The organism is Bradyrhizobium sp. 153 (genome assembly GCF_023073835.1).
Taxonomy (GTDB): Bacteria; Pseudomonadota; Alphaproteobacteria; order Rhizobiales; family Xanthobacteraceae; genus Bradyrhizobium.
On record NZ_JADPKH010000036.1, the window covers coordinates 1 to 18173 of the forward strand.

At 56.0% G+C, this 18173-nt stretch carries 10 protein-coding genes and 2 pseudogenes; 9 read left to right on the forward strand and 3 right to left on the reverse strand.

The window, feature by feature from the left end; all coding sequences use genetic code 11:
* Positions 1 to 639: 639 nt before the first annotated feature.
* The 3 genes from IVA91_RS09655 to IVA91_RS09665 are packed head-to-tail and all read left to right on the forward strand — an operon-like array spanning position 640 to position 3858.
* On the forward strand, positions 640 to 2232 hold the full coding sequence (locus IVA91_RS09655; RefSeq protein ID WP_247458640.1) for a class II glutamine amidotransferase: 1593 nt from the start codon (positions 640 to 642) through the stop codon (positions 2230 to 2232).
* Positions 2233 to 2236: 4 nt separating this feature from the next.
* Positions 2237 to 2920 (forward strand): HAD hydrolase-like protein, encoded by a 684-nt coding sequence (locus IVA91_RS09660; protein ID WP_247296196.1) that lies wholly within the window; start codon positions 2237 to 2239, stop codon positions 2918 to 2920.
* Between the two features lie 11 nt (positions 2921 to 2931).
* A complete protein-coding gene (locus IVA91_RS09665; RefSeq protein ID WP_247458642.1) occupies positions 2932 to 3858 on the forward strand; it encodes an NAD(P)-dependent oxidoreductase in 927 nt (308 codons plus the stop codon).
* Between the two features lie 2509 nt (positions 3859 to 6367).
* Here IVA91_RS09665 and IVA91_RS09670 read toward each other — a convergent pair.
* Both IVA91_RS09670 and IVA91_RS09675 read right to left on the reverse strand, forming a co-directional pair.
* Complete coding sequence (locus IVA91_RS09670; protein WP_247281335.1) at positions 6368 to 7111, reverse strand: LuxR family transcriptional regulator; 744 nt, start codon at positions 7109 to 7111, stop codon at positions 6368 to 6370.
* A 631-nt stretch (positions 7112 to 7742) separates the two neighbouring features.
* Positions 7743 to 8606, reverse strand: a complete 864-nt coding sequence (locus IVA91_RS09675) for a hypothetical protein (protein ID WP_247458644.1) — start codon at positions 8604 to 8606, stop codon at positions 7743 to 7745.
* Positions 8607 to 9467: 861 nt separating this feature from the next.
* On the opposite strand from IVA91_RS09675, the pseudogene IVA91_RS09680 reads away from it, so the two are divergent.
* The 6 genes and pseudogenes from IVA91_RS09680 to IVA91_RS09705 all read left to right on the forward strand — a co-directional run.
* A pseudogene (locus IVA91_RS09680) lies at positions 9468 to 9916 on the forward strand (transposase); the annotation flags it as partial.
* A 695-nt stretch (positions 9917 to 10611) separates the two neighbouring features.
* Entirely contained in the window at positions 10612 to 11484 is an 873-nt protein-coding gene (gene aepX / locus IVA91_RS09685; protein ID WP_247458689.1) for a phosphoenolpyruvate mutase, read from the forward strand.
* A 366-nt stretch (positions 11485 to 11850) separates the two neighbouring features.
* Positions 11851 to 12651, forward strand: a complete 801-nt coding sequence (locus tag IVA91_RS09690) for a phosphocholine cytidylyltransferase family protein (RefSeq protein ID WP_247450369.1) — start codon at positions 11851 to 11853, stop codon at positions 12649 to 12651.
* 7 nt (positions 12652 to 12658) lie between these two features.
* The gene (locus IVA91_RS09695; RefSeq protein WP_247458646.1) at positions 12659 to 13264 is read left to right on the forward strand and encodes a CDP-alcohol phosphatidyltransferase family protein; all 606 of its coding nucleotides are present in this window, start codon (positions 12659 to 12661) and stop codon (positions 13262 to 13264) included.
* A 250-nt stretch (positions 13265 to 13514) separates the two neighbouring features.
* Positions 13515 to 14606 carry a histidinol-phosphate transaminase gene (locus IVA91_RS09700; protein WP_247281289.1) on the forward strand — a complete coding sequence of 364 codons (1092 nt, stop codon included), beginning with the start codon at positions 13515 to 13517 and terminating at the stop codon, positions 14604 to 14606.
* A 131-nt stretch (positions 14607 to 14737) separates the two neighbouring features.
* A pseudogene (locus tag IVA91_RS09705) lies at positions 14738 to 15034 on the forward strand (IS21 family transposase); the annotation flags it as partial.
* 177 nt (positions 15035 to 15211) lie between these two features.
* On the opposite strand, the gene IVA91_RS09710 reads toward IVA91_RS09705, so the two are convergent.
* The gene (locus IVA91_RS09710) at positions 15212 to 16927 is read right to left on the reverse strand and encodes an outer membrane beta-barrel protein (protein WP_247458648.1); all 1716 of its coding nucleotides are present in this window, start codon (positions 16925 to 16927) and stop codon (positions 15212 to 15214) included.
* Positions 16928 to 18173: the final 1246 nt, after the last annotated feature.

An 18173-nucleotide genomic window follows, 5' to 3' on the forward strand; every position in this document is an offset into this window, starting at 1 on the left:
TTTTGCTGTCCAATCCCATCTCAAACCTCCGTCCAACCCGGAGGCTTCTTCGCACAGCTATCCCGATCCCGAACCAAGGGCTCCGGCTAAGCGCTTACCGGACAGCGCTGTTCGCTCCGTGACATCAAGGAGATCGGAGCGCGCACGAATTCAAACAGCAAACAGGGCCCGATGGTCCCTCGGTGGGGCGTCCAGTTCGCTGAACGTCTTCGTTCTTCAGCGTACGGTTGGGACTGGCCGCTTGAGGATTGGACAAAGACATTCCCGCCGCGGCAACAGTCGCGTAACCCTCTTTGCTGCGGCTTCTAGGCGGAGCATCGCGGGATAGCCCCCATCAGGCACCGTGCCCACCAAAGCTGACTTTTGGTGGCCGCCATCTCGGGAGTCCGGCAGCCGGATCAGGGCGGCCTTTTCGAATCACACACTTCGTTTGCCAATCTCGGCGAAGCCTCATGCGCGCGAAAGAGGGCTTGGTACGAGCCTTGCTTGCTGAGGCGCGAAACCATGTGCTTCGCGCGAGCCGACGGATTACCTCCGCTCGGTGTCGGTTCCAGACATTGGATGTCTGCAACCGGACAGGGTGGAAAACAACAACGCGCAACGGGCGATATCCATAATCGTCGATCAAGGAGACATAGCATGTCCGGTGTTGCAGGCGCATTTCTGCTGCCTTCAAGCCGCTCACAAAGGACGGTTTACGATCAGCTCAAGCACATGGTGCCGAGGCTTGAAAACCGTGGACAGGAGGGGTTCGGCGTTGCCGCGTTTATGCATGAAGAACGGTTTCAACATACAAAGTCATGCCGGCCAGCAGGCAAACTAGCAGGTGTTGATTTCACTGAGCAGGACGCGCATTTCAGACCGCATGTAGCTATAGCACACGTTCGCACTCCCTCTCACAGAGAGAAGAGTGACGCCGACTTCCAGCCTTTTGACAATCATAAAACCTCCTGCCGCCGTTTGACGGTTTGTTTGAACGGGGCTCTGGTCAACGCTGATGAACTTAGGAAAGAACTGCACGCCGAAGGTCATTCCATCAGCGGCAACACCGATGCGGAGCTCTTGCTCAAGCTTATCGAGAGCATTTGTCAAAGAGATTATTGGCAGCACGGTCTGCCGGTTAACTACGAGAAGGTCTTCCAAGACATTGACAAGGGTGTTGACGGAGCCGTCAGTGCACTCTTGTTGGATGGCCTAGGAAATCTGACCGCCTTCCGCAATCGCATGGGCTTGCGGCCTTTGGAATTCATGCAAACCGAAGATGGTTTTCTACTTTTTGCCTCAGAAAACAGTGCTTTCTCTGGTCTACAAGGCCGAGTCGACGAAATTCGGCCAAGTCACATCAAGCATGTGAACGGCAGAACGGGAGACTGCCTTGATCACTTTGTGGGCCAGGCTCGGCACAGTCCCAAGCTTTGCGCCTACGAAACGCTTTATCTGGGAAATGCAAGAACGTTGGTGCAAGGGCAATCTCATCTAGCAACTCGTCATGATATAGGCATGACCTTGGGCCGAATTGTCTGGCCGCGATTAGCGGTCGAAACAAGCTCCGCTCCCATAATCGTTTCTTCCATGCCGCGCACCGGGACACCGTATGCCGACGGTCTATTTGCATCGCTGGCCAAGCAGCAAAGTGCGCTCGTCCAACGGCGCGAGGTGATCGCAGTAAACCGCTCTCAGCGCACACTTATCGGGTCTCTTGGCGAGCGCAACTCGCTCATCTGGCAAAAGTACCGCGTCGCAACGAACGACGTTACGGATAGAATCATCGTCGTAGCCGATGAAGCTCTTATTCGCGGCGATACAAGCCGCGCAGTGACGGAGATGCTCCTTGCCGCTGGGGCAAAGGCTGTGCATTGGGCAATCGGTTCACCGCCTATCGTTGCACCAAATTACTACGGCATGGGTATCGAGACCATAGATGAGCTAGCGTTCTGGAAAATATGGAAAAGCCTGGCACCCGAAACGCGGCAGGATAGCCTGCGCTTTCATAGGATCGCGCCGCAAACGCTTCGGGTGATCGAACGCAAAATTGCTCTATCGATCAACGCTGCTACCATTACGTATTTGCCCTTTGAAGATCTGCTTTCCTTGCTGCCGCGGGGACATGAGGGAATCGATCTTTCTGCGTTTACGTTCGAGATGCCGACCCCTTGCGGGCAAAAACGCGCAGACGAGAATTTAAATAGATTGATCGCCGAGCTCACCTCAACGAAAACGTCTGCAGCATGAGGCCATGATGAAACCTGCTCTTGTATTCGACTGGAACGGCACTCTCCTCGACGACGCCGACGCCTTGCTACAAACGACGAACACCATTTTGGGTCGCTTAGGCCGGGCTGCCATTGATATGCAAACCTTTCGGGATCATTTCGATGTTCCACTTTCGGTTTTTTTCCGCAATCTAGGAATGTCGCAGAGTGAAATAGAAACGGTGGATAGCCATGACAGTGCTATTTTTCACGACACCTACGAACCACTGGCGAGCAAAGCCGATCTGCGCGACGGCGCGCGTTGCATTTTGGAAACGGCACGTCAACAACACGTTTCCAGCATTATTGTCAGTAACCATATAGTCGACCCCCTTATTACCCAATTGCGAAGACATGGAATCGAAGATTGTGTCGCGGAGGTTCTGGCGTTTGAAAGCCGCGCTACTCAATATAAAGGCATAAGCAAAGGAGAGCGGCTTCGTCTGTATATGCGAGCATACAATCTGGACCCCAGCTCAACTTTCATCGTCGGGGACATGCCGGTCGAAACGGATATTGCACGCGAACTTGGCTTGATCAGCGTAGCCATTACGGGCGGATTTGTTTCCGAGACGCGTCTGCGAGCGGCGCAGCCGGATTATCTCATCGAGGACCATCATAAGCTGCTGCCCATTCTGCAGGAGCGTGGTCTTTTTCAGAACTCATAACGACGCAGAGCATGACTGAAACTCCGTCAACTGAAACGCCTGGGAAAGTCGGACAACGAATCGGCCTAATCGGCGCAGGGTGCATGGGAACAGGCATAGGAATCAGTCTTTTGCGTCATGGCACTGAACTGCATATCAAAGTCAACAGAACCCGTGTTGGCGCGGAACGCTTGACTGGCATGGGTGCTCATGAGCACACCGCAATTTCCGAATTGGCCCGGCATGTAAGTGCCGTCGTTTTATCCCTGCCCTCAAGTTGCGAGGTCGAGGAAGTCTGCCTTGGGCAACATGGGCTATTTGCACATTTGCCCCGACAGAGTTTGATACTTGACTGCACCACGTCCTATCCTGCTTCAACCCTCACTCTAGCCGAACAGGCCAAAAAGCATGCATTGCACTTCATAGATGCCCCCGTAACACGAAGCCCTGAACAAGCAGAGCAAGGGCGTCTCAACGCCATCGTTGGATCTGATCAGAACACGTTTCCTATGGCGGCTCGTGTTCTTACCACATTTTGCGAGAACATCGTCCATGTGGGTGATATTGGACAGGGCCATAAGCTCAAACTTGTCTATAATAGCATGACGATGGGCATGGCGGCGGTGGTAGCGGAAGCTTGCCAGCTTGCCGATGCCATTGACGTCGACCTTGCAATCTTACGCTCCTTGGTCAGTCGCGGCGCGACCAACAGCGGGATATTCCAAAACTTTGTAGCCTTTTTGTTGGACGAAAAGCCGAATGCTTTGGCAATATCGATCAGAAACGCCAAAAAGGATATTGACTGCAGCGTGCGATTAGCGAACGAAACCGCGTTGAAGGTCCCAGTTCTGACTGCCGCCGCGCAAAAGTTCCAAACCTGTCTCGCCGAAGGCAAAGGTGAATTGACCTTGCCTCATCTTGCGCTTTCGTTAACGGATGACGAATCACAGCAGAATTAGCAGCGACGCACCCAAAACAAATCTCTACAATCCATGTCTTCCTGTTCTCCAGCGTCGCCTTCACACGGATGGCGAAAGCATCGGCTAGATGCTTTTGTACTTCAAAGCGATGCTCGATCCCGGGCTGCTGTTTTGAGCACGCAGGCCCGGCCATCGTTCCCGCTTTCTCCAAGCTCTTTGAAGAATACCAGGCGATCACGAGAGAGGAGACCGCGATTTGGCGCAACAGCCACATACGGAAGTGAAAGAGCTCGAGGACGTCACCGGCCACAAAGCGGTTGCATAACTTTCTGACGACGCCGGGTAGACTATGCGGAATTGCACCGCGAACGTGTCCTGGCTGATGAGGTTGTTGAGCGGGCGTTTGGAATATGTCGATGGACATGTTTAGCCGGATGCTCAAGGAGCTGAGCATCAGACATCTCCTCAACATACCGCAAAGCTTTAAGGAGTTGAGGGTTGTTTGACGTCAGACATTGTGCGCGGCAGCATTCGATGATCACTGATGGCCCATCATCGATGCGTCAAGACCATGATTGCGCAGCTCGGTGGTCGTTCCGACAGGCAACCTTCGGAAGGGTCTGATGCCTTCAACGCTTTCCGAAGTTAGTCGACGATGCCCAAGATCCGAACCCGCTGCTCACGGACCGTGGACGCGCATTTCGTTCTCGGGCGCTTTGCCGAGATCTGCACTAACTGCGCTCTTTGATGCGAGCCGCCTTCCCAAGTTGGGCAGCTAACTCCCACGTGCCTAACCAATACGCGCATCAACGCTAAAATTCTGGAAATGGCGGGATTCTAGCTCCAGTACCTAACGCAACGTGAGATTAGGGCGATTTCGTTTCTGAGGAATGTTGTGCTGAAGTTACAGCAATTCACGATGATGTTGCCAAGACGCGCAGAGCCGGGCTCAAGTGTGGAATAGCACTCCAATGAAGAATTTTCTGCTTCTGACTGCAAGCATCGTCGCACCAACGCGGCGGTCCCGCACTTGGCGCGATCTCGCTCCACAGCCTGTCCAAACCAACGCGCCGCAGCTGTCGGTCGCTCCCGCGATCTGTGACTGCACCGGTTACTATAGTGGGCATAACGGCGGCTGGGTTCGAGCCATAACTGCTAGGATTTCGCAGGCGTTACTCCCGAAGGCTGCCATGGTACGACGGCCGGCACTATCGGTGGCCAGATTGGCTATCGCTGGCAGATCTTCAATGTGGTCTACGGCGTTGAAGGCCAGGGCAACTGGGCACTCTTCAGCGGCTCCAAATATCAGCACCGCTTTCCCGTCGAACATCAATCGAACCAAGACGGATGCGTTCGGCTTGCTCACCGGCTAGCTCGGCTACGCATTCAAAACCGTGCTGCTTTAGGCCAGGCGGTCCTGTGATGACCAGCAAAACAGACCAGACCAACTCCGACGGTCACTGGGGCGGAGCTTGCTAAAAGCGATAATGTCCGTTGGGGGCGCGCCGTAGGGGCTGGCCTGGAAAGTTAACTTCGCGCCCAGCTGGTCAGTTGGCGTCGAGTATGACCACCTGTTCATGCCGGAGAGCAACGTGACCTTCCCCGCTGTCGGGACGGATCGCATTCACCAGGATGTCGATATGATGACCCTTCGGCTTTACTACAAGCTGTTTCCGGTGGTTGGAAAATGGCGATCTCAACACGTTTGCGGCGGATCGAGGAGCCCCGACCTTCGGTCGGGGCTTTTTCTTCGGAGTGCTCTTTCGCGCAGCGCTAACTGGCCGCTTTTGCCGAAGCGCCGCCTTTCCAAGTTACGCAAGGGACATGATCTTCTGCACTGGCGCCGGCGACATGCGCCCCGTCGGCAGCGGCACACTGGGTGTACGCGCCAGATCCCAGCCTTCGACCTTTGACGGCGTGGTGTGTACGGTCAAGGCTAATGACGCGATTGTCAGGTTCGAGATATCGATGTTTCCAATCTGACGCGCCCGCGCAACATGAGGCGACTAGAGAACCTTCAGTTTTCAACCGGCACGCTGCTTGCTTCATTTCGTACCGCCGTCACCGATGCCGGCTGCCCGGCGCTTGGCTAAAAACCGGATGCGCGCAATGCCCTCCAGAAGGAGCTTGTCGACTAGGTCTAGAAGCTGGTCTTTTGATCGACTCATACTTGTAAGATAGTCAAGGAAGTAGCAGTTTTAAACTCATGACAAAAATCAACTGAAGCAAACCGATCAGCTCGAATCAAACTACCGATCTTCATTGGCGCCTAGCTACGATCGACCGAAACCCTCACGTCCTACGAACACCTGCAAATGCTGGACTCCCTAGCCAGACCTATTCTAACTTGCCGCTCCAAAGAATGCCCGAGACTAAGCTCGTAGTTGACGTATACGACGTGCGCGCTAGCAGCAAGTGGCTTCCTCACATGGCAGGTCGAGCTTGCTCAATGCCTTGGCGAACGATTGCCCATAGGATCGCTTTTTGTCTTCACAGCAGTTTTCATACGCAAACTGGCTCCGATACAATCATCGTCCCATCAAGATGCTCACGCAACATGGACGTCAAAGATAAGGTTGAGGCGGATCGCCACAATGGCGGCTTGGATCCGGCTGGTCGCGCCCAGCTTTCGCATCGCGTTCTTAAGATGAAAGTTCACCGTATTCTCGCTGATTTGCAATATCCTCCCGATTTCCCATGACGATTTGCCCTCTGCCACCCACCGTAGGCAATCTAGTTCCCGCTGCGATAGCGCAACTCTCATATTGCAGTTATCTTCGGCCGGACGTGTGATCTCCACACAAGCGGTGTGAAAGTGCCAGGCTAGTGCGTTGAGATGGCCTTTGGAATGTTGAGGATCGGCATCGTCGAACCGAGATGCAAACGATACGACGGATAACCGACCCAATGGCCCAAACAACGGTACACTCATGCCGTGCTTGAGACCGGCCTCTCTGGCCTCATCAAGTACGCGCCGTTCGTCGGGCTGTAGTTGATATTGCTCGGCGAGTTGATCCCACAGAAAGGGCCGCGAAAGCGTCGGTGTCCGCCGGACTACTGGATCGATTTTGTGGTACTTTCGCTTAAAATATCGTTCACACCATTCAGGCGGCCACTTTACGGCCACCGCCGGTGGCGGATACTCCGGTAGACGAAGTGGCTCCGCGAAATTGAGCGCTCCGTAAGAGACTTCGCTGAAGCCTTCGTCGCTCGCACAGCTAACGAGAAGCTCGAAAAGCGGTCTGAGGCATTGTGTTCGCGTCGCGCATTCGGTGAAGCTGAAAAGATCCATTTTGTGGCGCCTCAGCAGGCTGGCCCGAAAGGTCGGCATTGCGCCGCTCAATTGAGCTGGTTTTGAGCGGAGGCAAGTTCCAATCCGTCGCCGAGCCGCTCCGTGATCCCGAGCTCAAGGAGGCCGGTGTCACCGCCGATGTTCGGCTTGCCGGCGAGCATGAAAATTCTGCTTGGTGCAGAGGGCACTTTGCATACGCATCTCCGGAAGGGCGAGAACCTGGCGATGAGAACAGCAAGTGTCGTACCAGTTGCACCGCCCAAAAAATCGTATTTAACGACAATGACTTGAGGATTGGGATAGATTCCGCGGGCGCGTGCGTTGAAGTATTCGCGACATCAGGAGGAAAGCCGACAGCGCCATTTGGCTTGGTTGTTCGTGATGATTGCCTGACTGAATTTTCTCTTGACGTCTGATCGGTACCCCTTGTGCAAGGCACCGCTGGATCGCTCATTATTGCCTGTGGCTTGCCAAGACACTTGAAACAAGCGGAAAAGTTCAAGGGCAGCGCAGGCAGGCTATCTGACTCATCTATGAGCCGATCCGCTCTGACCGACCAATACATGCAGTTCTGAGGCACCGACAGGAGATGAGGCGCAGACGCTCGTTGGTCCACTTGCGCGCCGACGCTTCAATCCGTCACTGCGGCTTTTAGCGGCTTAGCAACGTTTCTCAGGACAGCGGCGCGGCAGTTGACAAACATCTGCTTCGTGTAATTCCCGCCGAAGTAATCCAGCACGAAGGTGCCGGTATAATCCGGATCATCGCCCACGCTGCAGATTATGCTGTCGAGAATCTCGCCGATTTCGGGAATGCGCTCGCAGTAACGGGCACGGAGAACATTAACAGCGTTCATCGAGTGAACTGCCTCGTCGGCAATCACCTCTCTCAGGCAACGAAGGAAGCTGCTGCCAAGTCCGGCATAGAACTCTCTATCCGCAGCATAGGCGCGGCAAGTACACATCTCATCAAATGCGATCATAACGATCAGAGAGAATTCGTCCTTCAAGTATGCATTGATTGCAGAAAAACTATGCGATCGAGCTTCCAATCTGTCTCGAAGATCTTTTTCGGATTCACCAGCGACAAGCTCCATGATCCGGATGAAAGCATCGGTGTGGCGCTCTTCATCCGCGGCCCAGGCACTAAAGAACGCCTCAGCTTCGTTGGTGGCGATCAGATTTCGGTTGAACAATTCTTGTTTTAAGTGCCTCGCGTCGTATTCAGTATACAACTCAGGCCACAACTTGTCCCGACGTGCGCGCACAGTCGATGGTCCGGCCGTGAACATCGCCGGCGTCAACTCATCGAAAAAGTCTTTTGGATTCCAGTTACGTCGAATCGGCGCAATCATCCGACTGTCCTTCTCTGCAAGCGGCCTAGCAGAGGACGCTCGCAAAGCATACTTGCCCTGCACCAAGTATGCTGTCGCCCCCTTGTTTTGGTGGGCAATTTCGAGACGCAACTCATCAAACGGTTTGAAACTCGCGATCATCAACAGAAGCTCATAGGGGCCGTCAACGGTTTTGGAGTTCGCCTGCAGTGTAGGCTGCGGTATCCCATCGCTTTCTTTGCAAACTGCGCGGCGGGATGAACCGGGGGATCTACGATTTGGCTCAATACACATCCTATCAGATCGGCTGGACTCCATGTGGAGGGACTATCGAGTGAGTACCCTGAAAGAGGCGCGCTTAGCTCGCGGATACGACTGATGTCTGAAGTGACTTACTACTTGCTTTGTCCTTCGCCCCCTCTGACGAAGGCAACGCGCCCGGAAGGCGACGGAATGTTTCAGCGCCAAGCGACTGTCAGGCACGCCGCAGCTCTCTCGCGCAAGCTAGGTCTGCCTGCACCCTCGCCTTCTCAAGGACGACCGATCCATCGAGCGTCGAGTTGGGGAACGCCAAGGTGATTCAGAAATTTGGGAATATGGAAGGACCCTCCTCTCGGTTGTGTGTTGTAGCCGCCAACTTCCCGGCTGCCCTGTGTATTAGGACGCATGCTCGAGTCTGCCAGACAGACACCTTCGGGAATTGGCTCCGGGCGCTGAAAGATGCGAATGCCATTGCTCAATCGCCGCCCGCATGCGCCTTCTCGAACTCGGCAATCTTGGACAATGTGAGACCAGTTGAAGGCACTTCCGAATTGCGGTTCGACGACGGCCACGGTATTGACATTAATTCCTTCAGCAGGGCAACACCGGGTCGTGTTCCCGGTGGTGGTGTAGCTCGGTAGAGCAAAGCCGCCCGGACGCGCCCCCAATAGCGCCGTAGCGGGCGGGCGGTCGTGCGCTGGTCAACGGCAGTTCTCCGGTAAGATCGGGTTGCGACACGCCAACCCAACCGAGCAACCACCGATGACCGACGGCATGATGAACCTGCGCACACTCGTAGAGAAAACCCTGATGCCGATCTGCTGCGCGAGATGATCGGCTTTGCCGCCCAGCGTCTATGGAGTTGGAAGTCGAGGGCCAGACCGGGGCGAGCTACGGCGAGAAGAGCCCCGAGCGCCTGGCCCAGCGCAACGGTTACCGGGAGCGGATCTGGGAGACCCGCGCCGGCGCGGTCGAACTGTGCATTCCAAAGCTGCGCAAAGGCTCCTACTTTCCGGGTTTCCTGGAGCCGCGCCGCATGGCCGAGAAGGCGCTCACCGCATGCAGGAAGCTTATGTGCAGGGCGTCTCGACCCGTTCGGCGGGCGATCTGGTGCAGGCGATGGGCATGACTGGCATCTCCAAAGCCAGGTCAGCCGGCTGCGTGGCGAGATCGACGACAAGGTGAAGGCCTTCCTCGCCCGCCCGATCGACCGCCGAATCTCCGGCTGAAGTAAACCGCGCCGTGCTTCCATGCCCCGAAGGAAGCGACTCCATAATACCCTCAGCGCGAACATCATCCCGATCCTCGAATTAAAGCTGGCTGAAGAGCTCTCTTCAAGTTCGGGGCACTGAGCCACCAATTTTCTCAGTATGCCACCGAGGCGTCTCCCGCCCCTAGAAAGCGACGGTCGCCATGGTATGCCGCCGCTGCGGGGATCAGAATTTGGCGCACTGCGCCCTCCCCAAACCTTAAAGGCGCGCGCGTCCACAATGAATTCGCGCCCTGACTTGCTTGAGCCCGCACTCTCTAGAATGCTATCGACTTCAGAAGCCTTCGCGCAGATCGTGCAGTCTCAAAACCGCGTGGACAAATGCAAGAGCGATGATGCCGTTGGTCGGCGCCTCGACCAGGGCACAACTGTGCTTTCAATTTGTGCCATCACTCAAATGATCGGCGGAGCTTAGCAGTGATCCTCGAGCACTGCGAGACGGAACAGGTTTGCGGGCCCGATCAACTACCAACCCTCGTAATTGATCTAGATGACGGAAGCATGTCACCTATCGATTGATGAAATCGGCCGGTCTCCACGTTACGCCGGTCATCACAAGGAATTGGCATGCAACACCGATTACCATCTGTTCTCGCCAACGGCCCTGATCAATCCGCCGGTTCCTCACGTGCTGAAATCCTGCGCGCCGAAATCTGCTCCCGCAGAGAGCTATCGTTCCTCATGGAAGCGCATGATGGTCTCTCCGCCGCGATCGCTGAGCGCGCAGGGTTCAAAGGCCTCTGGGCGTCTGGCCTGTCTATTGCCTGCTCCCTGGGCTACCGCGATGCCAACGAAGCGTCGTGGAGCCAACTCGTAGACGTAGTCGAGCGGATCGTGGAATCGGGCGAACTGCCTGTGCTCGTTGACGGAGATGGCGGCTTCGGGAATTTCAACAATGCACGCCTCGTCACACGCAGGCTTCGTCAGCGTGGAGCAGCCGGCGTCGCGCTCGAGGACAGCTGTTTTCCGAAGATGAACTCGTTTGTTGGGGATCGGCACCCCCTCGCCGACATCGACGAATTCTCTGGCCGCCTCCGGGCAGTGAAGGATACAGTCGCGGACGACTTGATCTTGGTGGCAAGGATCGAGGCATTGATCGCTGGGCATGAGATGGACGAAGCACTTTCGCGCGCTCACGCTTACGCCGACGCGGGAGCCGATGCGATCCTTATTCATTCGCGAAAGAGCACCGCGGACGAAATCCTTTCGTTCGCGCGCGCTTGGCAGAACAGATTGCCGGTCGTGATCGTTCCGACGAAATACTATCGAACACCGATCTCTGCATACCGCAAAGCCAACATCTCTACGGTGATCTGGGCCAACCACTCCATGCGAGCGGCAACGGCGGCAATGCGTCAAGTCTGCGGTCGCATCATCGCTGAGGAAAGCACCGCGAGCATTGAGCCGCATATTGCCACTCTCGAGGAAGTCTTCGAACTGTTCAAGTACGACGAACTGGCCCGTGCGGAAACGCGATATTTGCGGCCCGACGCTGAACTGCGCAAATAGGGTTTCGTCGACATAGGAGCGCATAGTCATGGTCGAAGACCTACTGTCCTGGACTTCCTCCTAGCTGGCCAGGTTCGACTGCAATCTCAAATCCCTAACCATTGCACTAAGATGTTCTTAGATGGCGTAGCACGCCTCACTCAACCGAAATGCGCACTTTGCCATCTCGGCAGCTCGAGGCACCGGATCCAGCGCCTTCCTTCTCTCTGGAGAAAGGACCGACCAGGACCATTTGCTTGTCTTCACGCTTGGGCTCCATTTTCAGATGGCTCCCGCAGACCTGATGTCGCTTCAGCATGCCTACGCTGGCGACGAAGAAGCTGTCGGTGTTTCACCCTAGAGGCGCGACGAAAAAGGAACTAAACGGTGACCGATGCTCCCAAGAACGCCGTCATTCTCGCCGCTGGCTGCGGCTCTCGCCTGCGTCCTCTGACAGATCTGCGGCCGAAGTCGCTGGTCGAGGTCAACGGCACTTCGATTCTTCACAACGCTCTGCGCAATCTGGAAGCTGTTGGCGTGGAAGAGGTGACGATCGTGGTGGGTTACCGCAAAGATGCCATTCAATATGCCTGCGGTAGCCACTTTGGCGAACTCAAAATCAAATATGTCGAGTCGACCGTCTTCGACCGGACCGGAAGCGCCTATTCTTTGTGGCTGGCGCGCGACGCTCTTCTCTCCGGAGACTGCTTTCTTCTCGAGGGCGACGTCTTTTTCGAAGAGGATGCGCTGCGACACTTGATGGTCTGCCGGGGGACAGACGTAGCTGCAGTCGTTCCCTTCGATGATTCAATGGAAGGGTCGGCCGTTCTGTTGTCGCAGAACGGCTTCATCTCAGGTTTTCGATTGAAGCAAACCGCGGCAAATCTTGTTGCGGATGGCCCACAGCTTTTCAAGACGATGAACCTTCTACGGCTTTCGGCGCCGACACTCAAGGCAACGATCGTTCCGACACTGGACGATGTTGTCGCCGCTGGAGCTCGGCAGACCTACACCGAAGAACTTTTGGGTTATCTGATAGAGAGGCGAGGCCTCCAGCTCGCCGCGGCGCGATGCGATGGCCTCAGCTGGTACGAAATTGATAACGCTGACGATTTGGAGATTGCCGAGCGCATTTTCAAGGACCGAACGAAGGCCTACACGGCGAGACGTGATTTGCAAACGAGGTGAGAGTGCAATGCTAAAATACCTTTGGGATCCAGCGAACGCCATAACGATCACAGGTCTTCTCTTTTCCTCCGCCAGCCTGTTTTTAGCTCTCTCTGACCGCCTTGAGCTATCCGTGGCAGCAGCGCTTTTGGCCGTTCTATCGGACCACCTCGACGGGGTTGTGGCAGGTCGCACGAAAGGTCGCGATCCAGATGTCGCAAGAATGGGAGCGAGCCTCGATGGGTTTGCAGATATCGTCTATGGAGCCGTCGTGCCTGCGGTAGTTGTGGTACAAGTCAGCCAAGCTTCACGACTCGCGCTTGCGACCGCAACCGCTCTACTGGTGACCGGAGCAATAAGGCTTAGCTACTTTGCGAACTTCGGCAGATCGCGCGATGGACGCTTCTTGGGCGTCCCCTTGTCATACGACGTGCCGCTCCTGGCGCTTCTATTTCTTTTTAAGCCTCTTATTCCTGCTGAAGCATTTCCTGACGTCGTAAACATTGGCTTCTTGCTGCTCGCTACAGCGCATGTCGCGCCTGTTCGCGTGCCACCACTCGGCGCAACAATGTATACGGCAATAAGCATCTTCGCCGTCGTGTCGTCGGTGGTTTTAGCCAGTCGCTCCTTTTGATTGCGGATGGAAGTATGATCCAGCGACTACCTTCTTCGTGTTGCAGGCTTCCCTCCATGCAGGTCACATGATGACGTGTAGTCTCGCCAACCGCGGCGTGCACCAGACTTGTTGCCGAGAGCATTTCCGCACCCATCGGCACTGCTCGATGCTTGTTCGCCGTGAGCTTGTCGAGAGATGGCAACCATCTTGCAATTTTCGTTTGTCCTGAAATGTTGAGCTAGTCGCACGCATGAAGAGGGCAGCACAAATGGACCCACCCCTTAGGTCGGACGAGGTCTCTGACCTGATCAACCGATTCCCCGGCGGCTATTGGAAATATGACATCAAGGACTTCGTCCTTCTGGTAAACCCTTATTTTCCGCCGCAGGCGTTCCTTGACGAACTTAAGAACGCGCTACCGCGGCTTATTACCTGCTATCCCTCTCCTAATGCGCAGATGGTCCAGCTTCTTGCGGATGCGGTGAAGACGCCAGCGAATAAACTTGTCATTTGCAATGGCGTGGCTGAACTCATTCCCATCTTCCTTGGTCGACTGGGAATGAGGATTGCTGTCCCGGTCCCAACCTTCAATCCTTATGAAACCACCGCCTTGCCCGGGCGGTTGTCACGCTTTTTTCTGTCACCGCCAGATTTTGAACTCGATGTGCACCGCTACGCAGCATTTGCGCGTACAAATGGCGTCAATGGCGCAGTCGTGATATCGCCGAATAATCCCACTTCGCGGATGGTTCCCTATGCGGATTTACTATATCTCGCTTCCGCGCTTCGAGCTCAACAGCAACTGCTACTGATCGATGAGTCATTTATAGAGTTTAGTGAGCTCGGACGAAGTGCTAGCCTGGAAAATCACTTGCTCGAATTTCCCAATGTGATCGTTCTCAAAAGCCTCGGAAAGATTTACGGGACATGCGGTTTGCGGATGGGGTATGCGGCATCCGCAAATGAACAGATGATGAAGGAAATTAGAGCGGCGCTCCCCACGTGGAATGTCAATACGGTTGGCGAGTTTTTTCTGAGCAGGCTCCCTCACCTCGCGCACGCGGCACAGCAGAGTTGGATGAGGGTAGGCAGCGACAGAGACAAACTATACGCAGACCTGCGCAGCATCGACGGAATGAGAGTTCTAAAGCCCGACGCGAATTTCGTGTTCTGCGAACTGCCGCCCCACTGGCCGGATGGGGACGTGATCGCCTCAACGCTTTTAAAAGATAGACGCATATTGATCAGGCACAGTGGCGGAAAGACGCTTCAAAATGGCAAGCGGTTCTTGCGCATCGCATGCCGCACTGAAGAAGACAATAAACTCTTGGTGGAAGCATTGAAAGAAGTTGCTGATTAGCGCAACTTGTCTTCAGTCACCGAGCATTCGAGACTTGAGACATCCTTCGGCATTGAAAGGCACAGCCTCCGCTCCGAGGGAGCGAAGCTAGTGGCCTTCCGGCGCTCGCCCCTCAAAACAGCCAGACAGCGCTGAGGCTCTACATGAAGTACCGTAGACCGATAGCCCGCCAGCGGCCGCGGCAAGGCTTCGTTGAGCACCTCGACCGCTTACCGGATCGAGAAGGATCCCCGGCTTCCATCGCAGAGAAGGCTCCCCGCGGCCGTCGCCGGCTGAGCCCGTTGGCCAGCGTGTTTGAGACAGAGATGGTGCCGATGCTGAAGGCCGCTCCCGGGCTGCGGCCCGTCGGGATCTTCGAGGAGATGTTTCGGCGCCATGCCGAACTCCGAGCCGGCACCCGTCGCACACTGGAGCGTCGGATCCGAGCCGAGATCGAACGCGTGTGGCCAATCCGACCTCAGAAACGCTTCACAAAATCGGACCCGCGTTCGGATTCCAGATCGGCTTCGTGCTGATCACGCCCTCCGCATCCGCGAAGAATACGGAGGCGTAACCAGTATCCGCGCCATAATGCCGTTCGACGCTTAGAGCAAGGAGCAAGCAGTTCAGTCAAACTTGTAGGAGACCTGTAAGAACGTGCCCCATCGTTCCATGCGATAGTCCCCCGGAAGGGGCCCAGAGGTAGCAGGAGGGCGGTTCTCCTGGTTGGCTCCGGTAGCGAGCGTCTTACGTTGGTTTGGCGTCCACATAGCCGAATAGCGGCCACCGAAGCCAACGCTGACGTTCTTAGTGATAAAGTAGGATAGGGCTGCCTCAACCTGCACACCACCGCCACCACTCCCGCGTTGATCAAGGAAGGTCGTGAATTGGCGCATCAGGTGGTTGTCGCGCCCTCGGAAGTCCGTCCACGGCAAGTAAGCAACGTCGGCACTTACGCGCCAGCGATCGAACAACATGGTCTCAGCGCTAAGGCCGATGCGCAGCGCATTCCAATCAGTGTCTTGGCTGCCGACAATCCTTCTATCGCCCGGCACAAGGCAAGGTGCAACGTTGGGGGAGGCGGTCTGCACACATCCGATCGTGTCAGACTTCTGGCCGTAGTAGCTCCAGCCCATGAACCCACCAACCTTGTAGGTGCTGCCATGCAGGAAATCGTAACCGGCATCCGCGGTGAAGTACGTGAACCTTCCGTTGCCCTGGCCCGATAGTGTGTTTTGATAAGCGAGCGGGTCCACGCCCCAATCTTCATCGTTCATCTTTCCATTGCTGAAGCGCCCAAACCCGATATTGCCCTTCAGGAAGATTCCCCAGGGGCTGTCCAGCCGTTCGAACAACTCACCGGAAATCCCATCCTGCCCATGGTAGGTGAGCTTTGATACTAGATCAGTACTCCCGTGGTCCCATTGAAAGCTTCCGCGGCTTAACCACAGCCGTGTGCCGCTTTCCAGCGACCACCCATCAGCGAAGCCAATCGGCGAGGCGCTGACGGTCGGCTTCGTTGCGTATAGCGGCGTATCTGACCATCCTGGCGTCCGTGGGTGTGCGTCAAAATGGTAGTTCAGACCGAGCTTACCGATGTGATAGCTGCTGGACAGGCTGGTGGTGTTGGCGGGGATGGTTGCCAAGGGCGGCCTCTGTAGGGTCGGAGGGGTCGCGACACTTGGACCGGTGAATCCCAGATAATCGTACTCAAACGTCACGGACCATGCGTTCGCGAGTGCTTGCTCGACGCCCAGGCCGATCGTGCCACCGACACGACCATAATCGAAATCGGTGGCATTCTGTGGCGCCAAGCCAAATGGGTGACTTCTGCTACGGAATTCGCTATTGTTGGCGGCAACGCCGCTATTGTGCTGCCAGGCCACGCCCCCCTTGAGATAAACAAGTGTTTGGCCATGCGGGCCGAACGCATACCCAAGGCGACCCGTCCCGGTCGCAAAGACGCTTGGACCAGCGCTGCAGTTTGCGCTGATGACAGAGCTGGAGGCGGCAAGACAGGTGTTTCTGCCGTCTGAGACAGCGCGACTGGCGTCCAGTTCAACGCCAACAACCCAGCGTTCCCTCTGCCAGTTGTAGCCGATCTGACCTCCGGCCAGGAACACAGGGGTGTCGACAACGTCACCATAGAGTGACTGGCCATAGGGGTCGCTGAATGATGTTCGCCCGTAGCCCCCACCGACGTGCCCGCCGATATATCCTCCGGTCCAGCTCCAGACGGCGAGTGGGACCTTTACTGCCGGCTTGAGATCGGCCGAATTGACAGCGCCGCCTGCAATGAGCGCAGCTGTTGCGACAGCGTAAAAAAGAAGTTGGGACCGCATTTCACCTCACGAACACAGACGCGCGCCACCTTGCAACGACAGCCAAATGGCCGACGTTGTTAGCGCCGCTTCCACAGCGGTTGCGGTTTGCAGGATCTAGGCCAGCGGACGCAATGCGCATTCGCTGCGGTTTTCGACCTCGATGTTGTCTTCGCAACAAGATCGGTGGATTTTGAAACGGGCCGAGCGTCTGAGGTCGGACACGAAACGCATGCTGCACGCCGGCTCCGGCCGATCGGATAGGTGGTGAATGCTCCCGCGAAGAGCCCTTTCTCTTGCTCCACACTCCTCGGCTGTCGCACGGCTCGGCCGTCCCGGACGCCGGGGAAGCCGATGAGGACGTCCACATCGCAGGCGACGAGCTCGGAGACGGCGACGCAAGGGCGCTCAGGAAGACCGCAGAGTACCTTGCTGGTTCGGGCCTCGACCCGCAAGCCTTTTAGGCGTTGTCAGATGTGCGGTGAGCGGTGAGCGGCTCTCCGTGTTCCTCGGCGGTTTCTTCTCACATGACGTCGTACTCAATCGGCATGCCTGAGCAAAGGATCGTCGACTCGAGCGCCTCCTCGCTCTTACCGCCGCGAGGATACGCGCGAGGGTCTCGTCAAATGACAGCGGCTTTATTCCTCAGCTCATCCGCTATCTCTCTAAGCGTCGGAGTTCAAGCGGCGGTACCGCATTCCACAATAGTGGATCGACGGCCAGCCCACTCTTCCGATCCAGCAGTTGATTGAAGTGCGTGAAACGCGCGCCCGCCAGAGCTGCATACAGGTTAGGCTCGCTGGCCATCTGACTGGGAGCTGGCTAACGGATCTTGCGTAGGTCCTCGCCTTTTCGGTCAGCCTTTGCCAGTCATTAGGCGAGCCGCTTTTGAGGAAAGAGGAACTCCTATACGTGAGGACGCATTGATCTGTTGAACTGTCCGACAAGTCCTCTCCGCAGCTTTTTCTTCTGCTTTCCTCGCACTTCAAGGACTCGCCGGTGCCAAATTTAACCGTTGGCCACCGAAAAATGAATGAACTCAGTTGCACAAAGATGGTGCAGAAGCATGCCACCATCACCCACATCATGAGGAAAGCCCGCATAACGTATGTGGTGCTGTTTGTTCGCATCAGGCTCGCGAACGCAAGCAGCACGATCATGAAGCCCAGCATGATAGCCGCGCTGTTGGCGGCGCTTCTGCTGTCCTCTTTTAACGCAGTATAGACAATAGCTGCGGCGGCACCGACGCCTGCAACGCCTATCGCGC

Bases quoted from the DNA above. Each gene is read 5' to 3' on its own strand.
- IVA91_RS09655 (WP_247458640.1), top strand. From the start codon at position 640: ATGTCCGGTGTTGCAGGCGCATTTCTGCTGCCTTCAAGCCGCTCACAA.
- IVA91_RS09660 (WP_247296196.1), top strand. From the start codon at position 2,237: ATGATGAAACCTGCTCTTGTATTCGACTGGAACGGCACTCTCCTCGAC.
- IVA91_RS09665 (WP_247458642.1), top strand. From the start codon at position 2,932: ATGACTGAAACTCCGTCAACTGAAACGCCTGGGAAAGTCGGACAACGA.
- IVA91_RS09670 (WP_247281335.1), bottom strand. From the start codon at position 7,111: ATGGATCTTTTCAGCTTCACCGAATGCGCGACGCGAACACAATGCCTC.
- IVA91_RS09675 (WP_247458644.1), bottom strand. From the start codon at position 8,606: ATGATCGCGAGTTTCAAACCGTTTGATGAGTTGCGTCTCGAAATTGCC.
- IVA91_RS09695 (WP_247458646.1), top strand. From the start codon at position 12,659: ATGCTAAAATACCTTTGGGATCCAGCGAACGCCATAACGATCACAGGT.
- IVA91_RS09700 (WP_247281289.1), top strand. From the start codon at position 13,515: ATGGACCCACCCCTTAGGTCGGACGAGGTCTCTGACCTGATCAACCGA.
- IVA91_RS09710 (WP_247458648.1), bottom strand. From the start codon at position 16,927: ATGCGGTCCCAACTTCTTTTTTACGCTGTCGCAACAGCTGCGCTCATT.